Source organism: Sphingomonas rhizophila (genome assembly GCF_014396585.1).
In the GTDB taxonomy this organism is placed as follows: Bacteria; Pseudomonadota; Alphaproteobacteria; order Sphingomonadales; family Sphingomonadaceae; genus Sphingomicrobium; species Sphingomicrobium rhizophilum.
Map to the genome: position 1 here is coordinate 2,523,111 of NZ_CP060717.1, position 15,748 is coordinate 2,538,858.

Annotated in this window: 13 protein-coding genes, 1 tRNA gene and 2 pseudogenes; 8 read left to right on the forward strand and 8 right to left on the reverse strand. The window is 65.5% G+C overall.

Translation table 11 applies throughout. From position 1 onward, the window contains the following. Positions 1-75 precede the first annotated feature (75 nt). Positions 76-2,751, forward strand: a complete 2,676-nt coding sequence (acnA, locus tag H9L12_RS12910; RefSeq protein ID WP_187542064.1) for an aconitate hydratase AcnA — start codon at positions 76-78, stop codon at positions 2,749-2,751. Next, a complete protein-coding gene (locus H9L12_RS12915) occupies positions 2,748-3,113 on the forward strand; it encodes a GFA family protein (RefSeq protein ID WP_246450426.1) in 366 nt (121 codons plus the stop codon). The genes acnA and H9L12_RS12915 overlap by 4 nt, the downstream gene beginning before the upstream one ends. Here H9L12_RS12915 and ygfZ read toward each other — a convergent pair. Next, on the reverse strand, positions 3,103-3,828 hold the full coding sequence (gene ygfZ / locus H9L12_RS12920; RefSeq protein WP_187542065.1) for a CAF17-like 4Fe-4S cluster assembly/insertion protein YgfZ: 726 nt from the start codon (positions 3,826-3,828) through the stop codon (positions 3,103-3,105). The two genes, H9L12_RS12915 and ygfZ, sit on opposite strands and share 11 nt — an antisense overlap. Before the next feature lie 22 nt (positions 3,829-3,850). Here ygfZ and pyrC point away from each other — a divergent pair. Continuing rightward, positions 3,851-4,865 (forward strand): annotated as a pseudogene (pyrC, locus tag H9L12_RS12925) (dihydroorotase). On the opposite strand, the gene H9L12_RS12930 reads toward pyrC, so the two are convergent. Further along, entirely contained in the window at positions 4,862-5,629 is a 768-nt protein-coding gene (locus H9L12_RS12930) for a Crp/Fnr family transcriptional regulator (RefSeq protein WP_187542066.1), read from the reverse strand. The pseudogene pyrC and the gene H9L12_RS12930 sit on opposite strands and share 4 nt — an antisense overlap. Before the next feature lie 143 nt (positions 5,630-5,772). On the opposite strand from H9L12_RS12930, the gene H9L12_RS12935 reads away from it, so the two are divergent. Next, positions 5,773-5,862 (forward strand) — tRNA-Ser (locus H9L12_RS12935). A 36-nt stretch (positions 5,863-5,898) separates the two neighbouring features. Here the strand turns inward: H9L12_RS12935 and H9L12_RS12940 are convergent. The 4 genes from H9L12_RS12940 to H9L12_RS12950 form a co-directional block, all read right to left on the reverse strand. Further along, on the reverse strand, positions 5,899-6,540 hold the full coding sequence (locus H9L12_RS12940) for a PilZ domain-containing protein (RefSeq protein WP_187542067.1): 642 nt from the start codon (positions 6,538-6,540) through the stop codon (positions 5,899-5,901). A gap of 79 nt (positions 6,541-6,619) precedes the next feature. After that, the gene (locus H9L12_RS13805) at positions 6,620-7,735 is read right to left on the reverse strand and encodes an oxidoreductase (protein ID WP_246450428.1); all 1,116 of its coding nucleotides are present in this window, start codon (positions 7,733-7,735) and stop codon (positions 6,620-6,622) included. Further along, complete coding sequence (locus H9L12_RS13810) at positions 7,705-8,901, reverse strand: FAD-dependent monooxygenase (RefSeq protein WP_246450430.1); 1,197 nt, start codon at positions 8,899-8,901, stop codon at positions 7,705-7,707. Before H9L12_RS13810 ends, H9L12_RS13805 begins: the two co-directional genes overlap by 31 nt. Then, positions 8,898-9,689: an alpha/beta fold hydrolase gene (locus tag H9L12_RS12950; RefSeq protein WP_187542068.1), complete on the reverse strand. Its 792-nt coding sequence runs from the start codon at positions 9,687-9,689 to the stop codon at positions 8,898-8,900. The genes H9L12_RS13810 and H9L12_RS12950 overlap by 4 nt, the downstream gene beginning before the upstream one ends. Positions 9,690-9,754: 65 nt before the next feature. On the opposite strand from H9L12_RS12950, the pseudogene H9L12_RS12955 reads away from it, so the two are divergent. Both H9L12_RS12955 and H9L12_RS13815 read left to right on the forward strand, forming a co-directional pair. Next, a pseudogene (locus H9L12_RS12955) lies at positions 9,755-10,272 on the forward strand ((2Fe-2S)-binding protein). Positions 10,273-10,322: 50 nt separating this feature from the next. Continuing rightward, on the forward strand, positions 10,323-11,147 hold the full coding sequence (locus tag H9L12_RS13815) for an RcnB family protein (protein ID WP_246450432.1): 825 nt from the start codon (positions 10,323-10,325) through the stop codon (positions 11,145-11,147). Between the two features lie 6 nt (positions 11,148-11,153). On the opposite strand, the gene H9L12_RS12965 is transcribed toward H9L12_RS13815, so the two are convergent. Next, on the reverse strand, positions 11,154-11,624 hold the full coding sequence (locus H9L12_RS12965; protein ID WP_187542069.1) for an Lrp/AsnC family transcriptional regulator: 471 nt from the start codon (positions 11,622-11,624) through the stop codon (positions 11,154-11,156). Between the two features lie 106 nt (positions 11,625-11,730). Between H9L12_RS12965 and H9L12_RS12970 the strand changes: the two genes are divergently transcribed. Together H9L12_RS12970 and H9L12_RS12975 are read left to right on the forward strand one after the other, a co-directional pair. Beyond that, complete coding sequence (locus tag H9L12_RS12970; RefSeq protein WP_187542070.1) at positions 11,731-12,816, forward strand: S41 family peptidase; 1,086 nt, start codon at positions 11,731-11,733, stop codon at positions 12,814-12,816. A 192-nt stretch (positions 12,817-13,008) separates the two neighbouring features. Then, positions 13,009-14,082, forward strand: a complete 1,074-nt coding sequence (locus H9L12_RS12975) for a S41 family peptidase (RefSeq protein WP_187542071.1) — start codon at positions 13,009-13,011, stop codon at positions 14,080-14,082. Positions 14,083-14,097: 15 nt separating this feature from the next. Here H9L12_RS12975 and H9L12_RS12980 read toward each other — a convergent pair whose 3' ends face one another. Next, positions 14,098-15,675, reverse strand: coding sequence for a lysine--tRNA ligase (locus H9L12_RS12980; RefSeq protein WP_187542072.1), 1,578 nt, complete (start codon positions 15,673-15,675; stop codon positions 14,098-14,100). Positions 15,676-15,748: the final 73 nt, after the last annotated feature.

Genomic DNA, 15,748 nt, shown 5'->3' on the forward strand with positions numbered 1-15,748 from the left:
TAGGGGCGCGCCAACCGTGGCGTCCGCGAGCGGCGCCCATTCCATGTCGCCAAGCGAAGAAGTGAGGACCCCGCGATGATTCCGACCGGCCAGGACAGCCTGCAGACCCGCACGACGCTGGAGGCCGGCGGCAAGACCTACGCTTACTATTCGCTGGAAAAGGCGGCCGCCAAGCTGGGCGACGTCAGCCGCCTGCCTTTCTCGATGAAGGTCCTTCTCGAAAACCTGCTGCGCTTCGAGGATGGCGTGACCGTCACCCACGACGACCTCCAGGCGATGGTCGACTGGCAGAAGGAGCGGATGATCAGCCGCGAGATCCAGTATCGCCCGGCGCGCGTTCTGATGCAGGACTTCACCGGCGTCCCCGCGGTCGTCGACCTCGCGGCGATGCGCGACGCGATGAAACAGCTCGGCGGCGACCCGCAAAAGATCAACCCGCAGGTCCCCGTCCACCTGGTCATCGACCACAGCGTGATGGTCGACGAATTCGGCACGCCGCGCGCGTTCGAGGACAATGTCGCGCTGGAGTACAAGCGCAATGCGGAGCGCTACGAGTTCCTCAAGTGGGGCAGCTCGGCGTTCGACAATTTCAAGGTCGTGCCCCCGGGCACAGGGATTTGCCACCAGGTAAACCTGGAACATATCGCCCAGGCGGTGTGGACCTCCGCCGACCAGAATGGCGAGGAGATCGCCTATCCCGACACGCTGGTCGGCACCGACAGCCACACGACGATGGTCAATGGCCTTGGCGTGCTCGGCTGGGGCGTCGGCGGGATCGAGGCCGAAGCCGCGATGCTCGGCCAGCCGGTCAGCATGCTGATCCCCGAAGTGGTCGGGTTCCGGCTCGACGGTTCGCTGGGTGAGGGCATTACCGCCACCGACCTGGTGCTGACCGTCACCCAGATGCTCCGCGCCAAGGGCGTCGTCGGCCGGTTCGTCGAATTCTACGGTCCCGGCCTCGACGCGCTGACGCTCGCCGACCGCGCGACCATCGCCAACATGGCGCCGGAATATGGCGCGACCTGCGGCTTCTTCCCGATCGACGAGCGGACGATCGACTATCTGAAGCTCACCGGCCGCGACGAAGGCCGGATCGAACTCGTCCGGGCCTATGCGAAGGCCCAGGGCATGTGGCGCGACGCCTCGTCGCCGGAACCGCTGTTTACCGACACGCTGGAACTGGACATGTCGAGCGTCGCGCCATCGCTGGCCGGCCCGCGCCGCCCGCAGGACAAGGTCCTGCTGTCCGAAGTTGATGATCAGTTCAACGCGGAACTGGAAGCGACCTACAAGAAGCAGGACGATCCCCGCGTCGCGGTCGAGGGCGAGGATTTCGACGTCGGCAACGGCGACGTCATGATCGCCGCGATCACCAGCTGCACCAACACGTCCAACCCGTCGGTGCTGGTCGCCGCCGGACTCGTCGCCCGAAAGGCGCGTGCGCTTGGCCTGACCCGCAAGCCGTGGGTCAAGACGAGCCTCGCCCCGGGCAGCCAAGTGGTGACCGAATATCTCAACTCGTCCGGCCTGACCGAGGATTTGGACGCGATCGGCTTCAACCTCGTCGGCTATGGCTGCACCACCTGCATCGGCAATTCCGGCCCGCTCGCCGAGCCGATTTCCAAGGCGATCAACGAGAATGACCTGGTCGCGGCCTCGGTCCTGTCGGGCAACCGCAACTTCGAAGGCCGGGTGTCGCCCGATTGCCGGGCCAACTATCTCGCCTCGCCGCCGCTGGTCGTCGCCTACTCGCTGATGGGCACGGTGCGCGCCGACATGAACAACCAGCCGCTCGGCCAATCGAGCGACGGCAAGGATGTCTTCCTGAAGGACATCTGGCCCTCGAACGACGAGGTGCGGTCGCTGATGGACGCCCACGTCCATTCCGACATGTTCCGCGCCCGCTACGCCGACGTGTTCCGCGGCGACGATCGCTGGCGCGCGATCGAGGTCAAGGGCGGTGATACCTACAACTGGCCGGCCGGTTCGACTTACATCGCCAACCCGCCTTATTTCACCGGCATGACGATGACCCCGAAGCCGCTGACCGACATCAACGGTGCCCGCGCCCTGGCGGTGTTCGGCGATTCGATCACCACCGACCACATTTCGCCGGCGGGTTCGATCAAGCTCGACAGCCCGGCGGGACGCTTCCTCAGCGATCATCAGGTGACCCGCGCCGACTTCAACAGCTATGGCGCGCGCCGCGGCAATCATGACGTGATGATGCGCGGCACCTTTGCCAACATCCGTATCCGCAACAAGATGCTCCCGGGCGTCGAGGGCGGCTTCACCAAGGGACCGGACGGAGAGCAGGCGGCGATCTACGACGCCGCCATGGCCTACCAGCAGGCCGGCACGCCGCTCGTCTTGCTGGCCGGCAAGGAATATGGCACCGGCTCGTCGCGCGACTGGGCAGCCAAGGGAACGGTGCTGCTGGGCGTTCGCGCGGTCATCGCCGAGAGCTTCGAGCGGATCCACCGCTCCAACCTGGTCGGAATGGGCGTCCTGCCGCTGCAGTTCGCGGACGGCCAGGGCGCGACCACGCTCGGATTGGACGGCAGTGAAACCTTCACCATCGACGGCGTCGCCGACATCGAACCGCGGCAGGACGTGACGGTGAAGGTGACCAGGACCGACGGGTCTACCAGCAGCTTCACCGCGCGCTGTCGCATCGATACCTACAACGAACTGGAATATTTCCGCTCGGGCGGCATCCTGCAGTTCGTGCTGCGGAACCTGGCAGCGTGAGCGGGGCGGGCGGCAAAACGATTGTCGCCCGCTGCCACTGCGGCAAGGTCACGATCGAGCTTCCCCATGCGCCGTCGGAAGTGACGGAATGCAATTGCAGCCTGTGCCGCAAGACCGGCTTTCGCGGCATCTATTATTCGCCCGACGAAGTCAGGGTGTCCGGTGCAGTCGATCCCTATGTTCGCGCGGACCTGGACGAGGCCTGCCTGACCAACTGGCATTGCCCGACCTGCGGTTGCGCGACGCACTGGACCGGGATCGGCGTCCACGCGGCCGGACGGATGGGCGTCAATGCGCGCTTGCTTGATCCCGCCGTGGTTGATGGTCTGCCGGTGAAAAAGGTGGACGGCGCTAGCTGGTAGCAGGCGCCGTGGCCCGGGCCAGCCAGCCGGGGATGATCGCATCAGCAGGCACGTCTTCGACGCGCGCATGAACCACGCTGAGGCCCAGGTCGGGGTAGGCAATTCGCGTTCGCGGCCCCCCATCGCCCCGAACCACGAACAGGCGGCGATTGACCTTCTGCCGCCAATTCATCCGCGCCGTATTCTCCTGGCCGACGAAGCAGCCCTTGGAAAAGCTGACCCCGTTCAATTCGGCGGCATTGCATTCCAGCCACAGCAGGTCTGAAAGCTCAGCCGAACCTTCGCACACGCCGAGCGACAGGCGATGCGCCGCCCAGCCGTCGACCGGGTCGCCCGGCGGCGCGAGCCAGCGTCGGCCCAATTCATCAAGTCGCGGATCAGGCGCACCATCGTCGCCATCGATCGACCAGTGGACGGCCAGATCGTCGTCCCTGTCGATGGTGATCGCACGGCGCAGGCGATACATCGTCAGGCGCTTGGCCAGCGCTTCCGAGGTCCCAGCCTCGCAATCGATCAGCAGGTCATCGCCATCCGCCCAGACGATGAAATCGAACAGCACCTTGCCCTGGGGCGTGAGCAGGGCGGTCCACACGGGAAAAGCCCCGGCGACGTCGCTGGTGACCAGACCCTGCAGGAAACCGCGAACGTCGTCGCCCGACAATCGGAGGACGGCGCGGTCGGCCAGGGTCGTTGAAGCTGGGGTGGTCGCGGGCATGGCGCTTAGCTAAGGAGCCGGGGTGACCGATACAATCACCATCCCGCGCCCCGACGACTGGCACGTTCACTTGCGCGATGGCGACATGCTTCGGGCCGTCGGGCCGTTCACCGCGCGCCAGTTCGGCAGGGCCATCATCATGCCCAACCTCGTCCCGCCGGTGACGACGGTCGAGGCGGCATCGGCCTATCGCCAGCGAATCGTCGCGGCTGCGGGTCCGGACTTCACGCCGCTGATGACCGCCTACCTCACCAATGACATTGCGCCGTCCGAGATTGAGCGCGGTCATGCCGAGGGCGTGTGGGTCGCGGCCAAGCTCTATCCCGCAGGCGCCACCACCAACAGCGCCAGCGGCGTCACCGACGTGGCCAACATCCGCGCCGTGCTCGAGACAATGCAGCGCATCGGCATGCCGCTGTGCGTCCATGGCGAGGTCACCGATCCCGATGTTGACGTCTTCGACCGTGAGGCCGTGTTCATCGACCGCGTTCTGGCCAACGTGGTCCGCGACTTCCCGGCGCTGAAGATCGTGTTCGAACATGTGACGACCCGCGACGCGGTGCAGTTCGTCGACGCCGCGCCCGCAACCATTGCCGCCACCGTTACGCCTCAACATATGCTCCTCAATCGCAACGCGTTGTTCCAGGGCGGGCTGCGTCCGCATGCCTATTGCCTGCCGGTGGTGAAGAGGGAGGAGCATCGGCTGGCCGTACGAAACGCCGCGACCAGTGGCTCAAGCAAATTTTTCCTCGGGACCGACAGTGCGCCGCACAGCGTCGGGCCAAGGAAAACGCCTGCGGATGCGCCGGGATTTTCAACGCCCCCTTCGCGTTGGAGACCTATGCGGCCATGTTCGTTGAAGACGATGCGCTCCAGCATTTCGAGGCCTTTGCCAGCCGGAACGGCGCGTTATTTTACGGCCTTTCGGTCAGTGACGAGACGGTAACGCTCGTCCGCCGCGAAACCACCGTCCCCGATCGGGTTGCCGGCCTCGTCCCGTTCCTCGCGGCCAGACGCTGACCTGGTCGCTGGCCTAGTCGCAGCCGTCGCTCGCGCCGCTCCCGGTTTCGCCGATGATATCGTCGAAGAAATTCTCGACCGTCCGATAGCAGGCGCAGCTCCGACGCAGCAGTCCTTCGCGGCTCTCGATTTCGATCGCTCCGCGTCGGGTCGCGATCAAACCCTCTTCCTGGAGTTCGCGAGCCACGGCGTTGATCGTCGTGCGCTGCACGCCCAGCAGGCGCGCCATCTCCTCCTGGGTAAGGCGCAGCCGGTCGCCGGCTCGATCCTGTGCGGTGAGCAGCCACCGCGCCGCCCGCTCCTCGATCGAATGAAAGGCGTTGCAGGCGACCGTCTGCATGATCTGGGCGAGGAGATAGTCCGAATAGCGGCAGAAGATATTGCGAAGCAGGCCGGACGTCGCCTTGCTCTCTTCCAGGAACGACATCGGCAGCGACAGGAAGCGTCCGCCCATCAGCACCACCACCTTGGCGAAGGCGGGAGAATGCCCGCAACTGACGATCCCGCCGATAGCGCCCTCGCGGCCGATCGACGCGACTTCGATGCTTCGGCCATTGTCGATGTCCGCCAACATCGAAATCATTGCCGATCCCAGGGGGAAGAGCGAACGGCTGACCTCTTCGCCGACGTCATGGACGGCGTCGCCATCCTCGAGATGGATGATCGTCGCTTGCCCGATGAGCGACTCGCGGAGCGGCTCCGGAAAGGTCTTGAGCAACCGATTCTCGTCGAAATCGGCAAGCTGGGCGGGGGCCTGCCCCGGCCGGAATTCTATGGCCACGCTTACCTCCCGTCCCACCGGGGTTCCGTCAATCGGCCCCCCGGCATTCGCTATCGTTACGCACGCGGACGAATTGCGTTCCCGCATTTTACGATGTTGAACCGGGCGGGGGGCTTCGCTAAGGCGCTCGGCACGCCGCAGCCGGAGACGTGGGTGAGTGGCTGAAACCAACGCTTTGCTAAAGCGTCATACGGGAAACTGTATCGAGGGTTCGAATCCCTCCGTCTCCGCCAGGCCTGGCTTCAGTTCCGATCCCCTCTCACCGCCCGTCAGAACGACGATCGCGTAAGTCGCCGATGGAGATCGGTATCGGTCAGGCGATTGACGGCCACCTCCGCGTTCGGCGCAGCGAGGATTTCCGCGATTTGGCGGAGCAAGATGATCGATTGGTCGAAATAGGGCAGCTTCGTCGAATGCCTGGCAATGATCTGCGGTTCGCCGGCCACGCACTCCCGCAGGCTTTCGATCATGCGCCCGACATAATCGAGTTCGCCTGCCAGCCGCGCGGGAAGGTTCGGCGCCTCCGTTTGCGCCATCGCATTCGTCCCCGAAGACTTCAGATCGCGCCGGATTTCGGCGATCGCCCGGTCGACATCCTCCTGCGTTCTTGCCGTTTCACGGCCGGGTAACCAGACCATCAGGTCGATGGCGCGGTCGAAGCGGATGCCGAATCGGTTCCGGTCGCGCCAGACGACCTGGCCCGTGACGGTCAGCGCGCCGCGGCTCAAAACGACCGGTCGGCTGAGTGGCGGCGGTGGCGATGCCTCTACCCGCGCTCCCGCGCGAGACAGGTCACGGATCCGCGCCGAAGTTCGCAGTCCGTCGCAGTCGATGAAGGCTGCAAGACAAAGCTGCGTACGGTGAATGGCCCGCGTGTCGTCGGCAATCGTTTCCGCGACCTGCGTCGCCATTCGGTGATCCTTTCGATCGAACGGATAGCGGCTGTCTTTTAACCCGCACCTTCGGCTTCATCCGAAATGGATCAGTTGGTCAGACCTTGAGGTCGGCGGCTCTCATTTCCGCTTCCCGAGCGATCAGCCGGGCAAGCTGGGCCATGCCGTTCAGATACTGTGGTGGCACCCATTGGGCGCGATAGTCCTGCGCCGCGGCGGCGCGAAGGGTCCAGTGGGGATCGATCAGGTGCGGGCGCCCGAGCGCGACAAGGTCGGCGCGGCCGGCGGCGAGGATTCCGTTCGCCTGATCGTGATCGGTGATGTTGCCGACCGCCATCGTCGCGAGTCCCGCGACGTTGCGAATCCGATCGGAATAAGGCGTCTGGAACATCCGCCCGTAGACCGGTTTTGCGTCCGCCCAGGTCTGCCCGGCGCTGACGTCGATGAGGTCCGCGCCGGCGGCGGAAAAGGCGCGCGCGATCTCGACGGACTCCGCCCCATCGACGCCTCGGTCGGCCCAGTCTGTAGCGGAGATCCTCACCGACATCGGCCGGTCATCGGGCCAAGCTGCGCGCATCGCCGCGAAGATTTCGAGGGGATAGCGAAGGCGATTTTCGAGGGTGCCGCCGTAATCGTCGGTGCGGCGGTTGGTCAGCGGCGTGATGAAGCTCGACAGCAGATAGCCGTGCGCGGCGTGCAGCTCGATCATGTCGAATCCTGCCTCGACCGCCTTATGCGTTGCGTCGACGAACGCCTCGCGCACCCCGTCCATATCCGCTCGGGTCATCGCCCGAGGCACTTGGTTGGAGCTTGTCCATGGCACTGCACTTGCGGCCATCAGTGGCCAGTTATTGTCCGGCAGCGGGGCATCGATGGTCTCCCACCCCAGCTGGGTCGATCCTTTGCCGCCGCTGTGACCGAGTTGCAGGCAAATCCTGGCCGGTGAACGCTGGTGGACGAAGTCGACGATTCGCCGCCACGCCATCACATGGTCGGGGCTGTACATGCCGGTGCAGCCGGGACTGATCCGGCCCTCCGGCGTGACGCACGTCATCTCGGTGAAGACCAGGCCGGCCCCACCCAGTGCGCGTTCGCCATAGTGCATCAGGTGGAAATCGTTCGGGGTGCCGTCAGCCGCGGAATAGGTCGCCATCGGCGAAACGACGATCCGGTTGCGCAGCGTCATCCCGCGCAGGCGGAACGGCGCGAACATCGGCGGCGCGGCATTTCGCTTGCCCGTGGTCCGTTCCCAGAAACGTTGCTCGACCTCCCCAGCCACTCGGCGTCGCGAAGGCGCAGATTCTCGTGGCTGATCCGCTGCGACCGGGTCAGCAGGGAATACGCAAACTGCCACGGCTCGAAGGCCAGGTAGCGATCGACGGTCTCGAACCACTCGGTCGAATTGCGCGCGCTGTTCTGGAGCTTCAGCACCTCGAGTTCGCGCTCCGCCTGATATTCCTCGAGCGACGCGCCGCGTGCCAAGACGTCCGCCAGCTTGATCGCATCTTCCAGCGCCAGCTTGGTGCCAGACCCGATCGAGAAATGCGCGGTATGTGCCGCGTCGCCCAGCAGGATCAGCTTGCCGTCATGCCAGCGCTTGCAGTGGATTCGGCGGAAATTGAGCCACGCCGCCGAACCGATGAGGTGGGCCGCATTGGACAGCAGCGGCGAGCCGTCGAGATAGTTCGCGAAGATGCGCTCGCAGGCCGCAATCGTTTCCGACTGGTCCATCGTTGCAAAGCCGAGCTTGTCCCAGGTTTCCGGCGCGCATTCGACGATGAACGTCGAACAGTCCGGCGCGAAGCGATAGGCGTGTGCCCAGATCCAGCCTGCCCCGGTCTTTTCGAAGGCGAAGGTAAAGGCATCGAACGCCTTAGGCGTGCCCAGCCAGATGAACTTGTTGCTGCGCGTGTCGATATCGACCCCGAACGCCCCCGACCGGCTCTCACGGAAACGGCTGTTGATCCCGTCGGCGGCAACGACGAGGTCATAATCGTGCCAGTCGTCGAGGTCGGTCGATGCCTCGCGTTGAAAATGGAGCCGCACGCCCAGCGTCCGGGCCCGGTCGCCGAGAATCTGCAGCAATCGCTTGCGGCCGATGCCGATGAAGCCGTGGCCTGACGAGCGCGTGCATTCGCCGCCGAAATGCACTTCGATATCGTCCCAGTGCGCGAACTCGTCGGCGATGACCTGGCCGGAAACCGGGTCATTCGCCATCAACCGCTCGACCGTCTGGTCGGAAAAGACGACGCCCCAGCCGAAGGTCTCGCCTTCCGCGTTGCGTTCAAAGAGGTCAATCGTCGCTTCCGGCCGCCGCAGTTTCAACGAAATGGCGAAGTAGAGTCCGGCCGGCCCACCGCCGACAACCGCGATCTTCATGGGCGAGGCTCGTTCATCGCAAGGAACAGGTCGACAGCCATGTTGAATGCGGCCGGCTGTTCGATGTTGGCGAGATGCCCCGCGCCATCGACGCTGGCGAGGCGGGCGCCGGGGATCAGCCGGGCAAGTTCTGACGAGAGAGCGGGCGGCGTGATCGTGTCCTCGGTACCGAACAGGACCAGCGCCGGCGCGTTGACGGCGGCGGCACGATCGCGCTGGTCGGCCAGCCACACCGCCGCTGCGCCCAGCCGGTAGGCTTCGGGATCGATCGTCGCCATCGTGTCGATGACCTCGGCCTTCAGCGCCTCGCTCGCCGCGCTGCCGAGCAGCAGCGGCGCGCGCGCCTCGGCGAGGTCGCGCATCGCCATGGCCCGGCTCGCGGCAACCGACCGGTCATGGATCGCCTGCCCATCCGGATGAACGGCGAAGCTGTCGGCGAGTATCAGCGACGCGACGCGATCGGGCTCGAGATGTGCGATCGCAATGGCAATGACGCCTCCGAGGGACAGGCCGCAGATATGCGCCCGTTCGATACCCAGGGCATCCATCGCCTGAAGTATCGCGCGAGCGAACTCATCGCGATCGGCGCCATGGCGGGGCGCGCTCTCGCCATAGCCGGGATAGTCGAAGGCAATCGCCCGGCGCTTCTTGCCGAAGTGGACCAGTTGCGGCCGCCACACGGCCTTGGTCGATCCGACGCCGTGCAGGAAGATGATCGGGAGGGCGTCATGCTCGCGTCCGACCTCTTCGGCACCGATCGCCCCGCCGTCCAATTCGATCACTGCCATGGCGCGCATCATGGCGGCGGTGCGCGACTTTGCAACCTCGGGTCACGGCGATAGGGTCCGCGCCGATGACGAGCATGACGGTCAATGGCGAACCGGTCCGCTACCGGCTGGATCCGGACACCCCGCTGCTATGGGCGCTGCGCGACGCGTCCAACCTGACGGGCACTAAATATGGCTGCGACAGCGGCGATTGCGGCGCGTGCACGGTTCATGTCGATGGACGCGCCTTGCGCGCCTGTTCGGTCGCCATCGGCACGCTGGAAGGCGCGGCGGTCACCACCATCGAAGGCTTGTCGGCCCGCGGGATCACCCGCTGCAGCGCGCCTGGGCGGCCGAACAGGTCACGCAATGCGGGTCGTGCGATCCGGGGTTCATCATGGCGTTGTCGGCGCTGCTCCGCGCCAACCCGCGGCCGTCGACCGACGATCTCAACGCACTCCCCAACCTCTGCCGCTGCGGCGCCGGTCCGCGCATCTTAAAAGCGGTCGCCAAATCGAGCGCGAGCGCGCCGTCGTCACCCTCCAAGACCGCATCCCTGGCGACTAATCCGGGACAACAAAATGTTCAGCCACCGGTAAGGTGACGAATCGGAATATGACGGCAATGAAACATGTTTGCCGTTTGGAGTCGCCCATGCGTACCTTGATCGTCGCCTCGTTGCTCGCCTCGATCGCGCTTCCCGCCGCCGCGTCCGCCGACGCGGGTCCGTGGAGCCGCGTTCGCCAGCAGCAGTCTTCTGACACTTCTTCTTCCCGCAGTTCCGACGACCGCTCGGCGCAGCGCAGCTTCCCGCGTGCCCGTGAGGCTCGCGAAGAGCGTCAGCGCGAGGCGCCACAGGTGCGTCGCGATACGGCCCGGGACACCGAGGTTCAGCGCAGCGGAACGCCGCGCGGTTTCCTCGCGCGCCGTGATCGCCAGGATGCGGCGCCGACGGCGCCAGTCGTCGAACAGCAGCAGCAGTCGGTTCAGACGCAGCGTAGCTGGCGGGAACGCAACCGCACGCGGGACACCGCCACGACCGCGTCCACGGGCACGTTCGATCGTCGCTTGCGTGAAGCCCGCCGGGACACGCAGGCCACCCGTCCGACCAACAACAGTCCGGTGATGAGCCGCGTGTTCCGCGAGACTCGCCGCGACATGACGGTTCGGGACCGGTGGAACAGCGACTGGCGCAATGACCGCCGCTACGATTGGCGCCGCTATCGCGACTACAATCGGTCGCTGTTCTATCTTGGCAGCTACTACGATCCGTTCGGCTACGGCTACAACCGTTTCCAGATCGGCTGGTCGCTGTGGCCAAGCTATTACGGCCAGAACTACTGGATCAACGACCCGTGGCAGTATCGCCTTCCGCCCGCATACGGCCCCTACCGCTGGGTCCGTTACTGGGACGACGCCCTGCTGGTGAACGTCTACACCGGTGAAGTCGTGGACGTCCTCTACAGCTTCTTCTGGTAAAAAGGTTTAGCCCCGTTCGTCCAACCGGATGAACGGGGCGAACTTTATCTGCCGTTTGACGAAGCTGGTGACGTACCGGCGGACGATCGGTTCCTGGTCCAGCAGTCTTTCGGTCAGCTGGTTGAAGTCATCCATGTTGCGGCAATCGAACAGCGCGACGATGTCGGCGGCGCCCGTCACCTCATAGGCGAACTGGATCTCGTCGGCGGCGGTCAGCCGCTTGAGGAGACGTGCCTTTCCTTCCGGGTTGGCGTGTTCGGCCATCTCGATCGTAACCATTGCCCGAAGCCGGTCACTCGCGAGTCTTGCGTCGAGCAAGGCGATGGTCCGCGCGATCCAGCCGCCGCCGCGCAGCCGCCGCAGCCGCCGGGCAATGGCCGACGGCGACAGGGGGACCGCCTCGGCCAAACGCTCCGCCGTCTGCGAATCATCGCGCTGCACCAAGTTCAACAGCTGAAGGTCGAAACGATCGAGCATTCCGCCAGCGTGCCAAATTTTGGCACGGCGTCCACTAAAATTGCGCGCAAGTGGCAACGGCTTCTGTTACTGTATTGTTCACATAATACAGCTGAAGGATGCGAGGATGCTGAAAACGACCCTGATGATCGCCGTCGCCGCGCTCTCCGCGGTGCCGCTCGCCGCGGCGCCGAAATCCGCCCCGAAGGCCGCCGCGGAAGTGCCGCCCGAGCCGATGCCGTTCATCAAGGCAGATGCCGAAAAGGCCGTGTCGGACCTGGCGCAGGCGCTAGACGAGGGCTTCGTCTTCCCGGATGCCGGCACGAAATATGCCGCGATGCTTCGCGCCAATCTCGCCGCAGGCCGCTACGCCTCTTTCCCCTCGGCCGACGCCTTCGCCAAGCAGGTGACCGCCGACCTGCAGGCGGTGCACAAGGACGGCCACCTTCGCATCCACCCGTTCAAGGCCGGATCGGAAAAGGGAGGTCGGGGACCGGCGGGCGGAGACGCCAGGAAGAGCGCGGTACTGCGGTCCGGATGGCTTGGCGACGGCGTCGCCTACATCGACTTTGGCGGCTTCCCTGGCAACGAGGAGACGCTCTCCGATGTTCGCAAGTTCATCGCTGCCCATGGCAATGCGCGGACGCTGATCATCGACGCGCGGCACAACGGCGGCGGCGGTCTCGGGGAGATGAATCTCCTGTTCGCGCAGCTTTATGCCCAGCCGACGACGCTGGTGACCATGGACATGCGGCGGGCGGTCGAGGAAAAGCACGGCACGCCGTTCGGCGATAATGATCCGCTGCTCCGCAAGGTGGATGGACCGGCGACGATCGTCCGGCGCGAACATATCGTCATCCCCGCGGCCACCGCGACCGGACTGCGCACGGCCAAGGTCTACCTGCTGACCTCAAAGCGCACCTTCTCGGCGGCCGAGCACCTGTCGATGTCGCTCAAGCGGACAAAGCGCGCGACCCTTGTCGGCGAAGCCACGGGTGGCGGCGCCCATTTCGGCGGCATGGCCCCGATGGGCACCGGCTATGCCGCCTTTATCCCCGTGGGCCGGACGTTCGATCCCGACACCGGCCAGAGCTGGGAAGCGGTCGGCGTCGCGCCCGATGTCGCCGTCCCCGCCGACAAGGCCCTGGAAGAGGCGCTCAGGCTCGCCGGGGTGCCGGCCACGGGCGACAAGGCGCTGGCCGGCTTACACTAGGCTCGGCGACAGTCGACGGCTGCCCGGGCACATGCGGATCGTCACACACCGCACCGGCCGGGCAGCTTGAACTGTCATCGCACAGCATCGATCGCCGATGCCAGAATTTGGCACTACGCGCACGCAAATGGCGCGCAATCGTCGCGGTCAACGGGGTAGTGCATCCTCGCATTCTTGCTGGAGTAGGATCCAATGCGCGCTTCGACCTCCCTCTTTCTTGCCGCCATGACGATGGCATTGCACTCGCCCATCGGCGCACAGGCTGCGGCACCCGCGCCCGCGTTCTCGCCCGCGGCCGGCGCTTTCGACCAGGCGGTCGCCGGCAAGGTGTTGGCAGCGTTGGCCACTGCCCTCGAGGACAATTTCGTGCTTCCCTCGGTCGGGAAGAAATACGCGGAGGCAATCCGTGCGAAGGCTGCGGCTGGCGGCTATGCGCAACACTCGTCGCCGGAGGCGCTCGCGGAGGCCGTGACCGCCGATCTGCAGGCGATCCACAAGGACGGGCATCTTCGCCTGTTCCCGCCGGCAGTGCAGGGCAAGAAGCCGAAATATCGGACGGAACCGGATATTGATGGCGCGATCGGCCGTTCGGGATGGCTGTCCGATTGCGTCGCCTACATCGAGCTGACGGTCTTCCCCGGCGACCCCGCAACGCTCGCCAAGCTCCGGCACTTCCTGGAGAGCCATCGCACCGCGGCTTCATTGATCATCGATATTCGGGGCCATCACGGCGGCGAGATTGCCGAAATCGACCTGCTCTCTTCCTATCTATACGGCGCACCGGCGGTTCTGGCGCAAATGGACACGCGGGTCGCGGCCGAGGAGGCGGGGCTGGGGGCGTTCGGGGACGGCCCGACACTGCGCCGGGTCGCCGGACCGGCCGGCGTGGTGCGCCGCGAACATTTCGTCACACCGCGCGCGAACGCCGGTCCGCTGACCAAGGCCAAGGTCTTCCTCCTCACCTCGAAACGGAGCATTTCGGCGGCTGAACATCTGGCGATGTCTTTCAAGAAAACGGGCCGGGCGACGTTGGTCGGCGAAACCACTGCCGGCGCGGGCCACTATGGCGATCCCTACCCGTTGCCTGGCGGTTTCAAGGTTTTCATCCCGTCAGGCCGCTCGTTCGACCCGACCACCGGGGAGGGATGGGAAGGCGAGGGGATAGCCCCCGACGTGGCCGTTCCAGCCGACCAGGCTCTGGATAAAGCGCTGCGCTTGGCCGGGGTCGGAAAGCCGGGCGCGGCAGCGCTCGCCGAGCTTCGCTAGGACCGGGGCACCGGCTTAAGCGGCGGCGAGCGCTTCGGCGATCAGCCTTCGGCTGTTGTCGATGCCATAGAGCGCGATGAAGCTGCCCATGCGCGGGCCTTGGCTCGAGCCCAGCAGCGTTTCGTAGAGCGCCTGAAACCAGTGACGCAGGCTCTCGAACGGGTAGCGCTTGCCGATCTCGAACACCGCGTTCTGGATTTCGTCGGCGGGCGTGTCCGCGGCCATCTCCGCCAGCGCGGCGTCGAGATCGCGGAGCGCGTCGACCTCATGCCCGGCCGGCGCGCGGCGGTGGAGCGCCGGCGCGACGAAATCGCGGGCGTAGTTGACCGCTAGCCCGATGAGGGAGTCCAGTTCCGGATCACCCTGTGGCGACGTTCCCGGGGCGTAGCGCTGGACGAACCGCCATGCCGTCTCCTTGTCGCCGACACCCGGAAGCGACGCGAGGTTGAGCAGCAGGCCATAGGTCAGCGGCAGCGTTTCGGTCGGCACCTTGCCGCCGTGGATATGATGGACCGGATTGCCCAGCTTTTGCTCGATCGGCTGGTTCGGATAATTGCCGCGGAACTGGTAATATTCGTCGACCGCGCGCGGGATGACGCCGATGTGCAGGCTCTTGGCCTTCCGCGGCTCCCGGAAGGCGTAAAAGGCGATGCTCTCCTCGCTGCCGTAGGTCAGCCATTGCTCGAGGCTGAGGCCGTTGCCCTTCGACTTGGAGATCTTCTCGCCCTTTTCGTCGAGGAACATCTCGTAATTGAAGCCCTCCGGCGGGCGCCCGCCGAGGATGCGCGCGATCTTCCCCGACTGGATGGTCGAATCGATCAAGTCCTTGCCGGCCATTTCATAGTCGACGCCAAGCGCGACCCAACGCATCGCCCAGTCGACCTTCCACTGCAGCTTGCTAAGCCCGCCCAGCGCCGACTGCTCGACCCGGCGGCCATCCTCGTCGGTAAAGGCGATCGTGCCCTGCTCGGCATCGACCACCTCGACTGGCACCTGAAGCACCCGGCCTGTGCTTGGCGATACCGGGAGCACCGGCGAATAGGTCTGGCGCCGCTCCGCGCGAAGCGTCGGCAGCATCACGCCGAGGATCGCGTCCCACTGGCGAAGCACCTCGCGAAGCGTCTCGTCGAAACGGCCCGACGCATAATAATCGGTCGACGACGCGAATTCATATTCGAACCCGAACTGGTCCAGGAAGCGGCGCAGCATGGCATTGTTGTGATGGGCGAAGCTTTCATACTCGCCGAACGGGTCGGGCACCTGCGTCAGCGGCTTGCCGAGATGCTCGGCCAGCATCGCCTGATTCGGGACATTGTCCGGCACCTTGCGAAGGCCGTCCATGTCGTCGCTGAACGCCACCAGCCGTGTGGGTGCGCCGCCGGTCAACTCCTCATACGCATGGCGGACCATCGTCGTGCGAAGCACTTCGTTGAAGGTGCCGATGTGCGGCAGGCCCGACGGTCCGTATCCGGTTTCGAACAGTATCGGCTCCCCGTTGGGCTTGCCCTCCGGCCAGCGCTTGAGCAGCTTGCGAGCCTCCTCGTACGGCCAGGCCTTGGACGCGAGGGCGGCGGTGCGGAGTTCGTCGGTCATGGCGGGCGCGTTAGCGATTGCATCCGCCAAGGGGAAGGCGGCTGATTTTGCGACAGGGCGAGGGCGTGCCGTG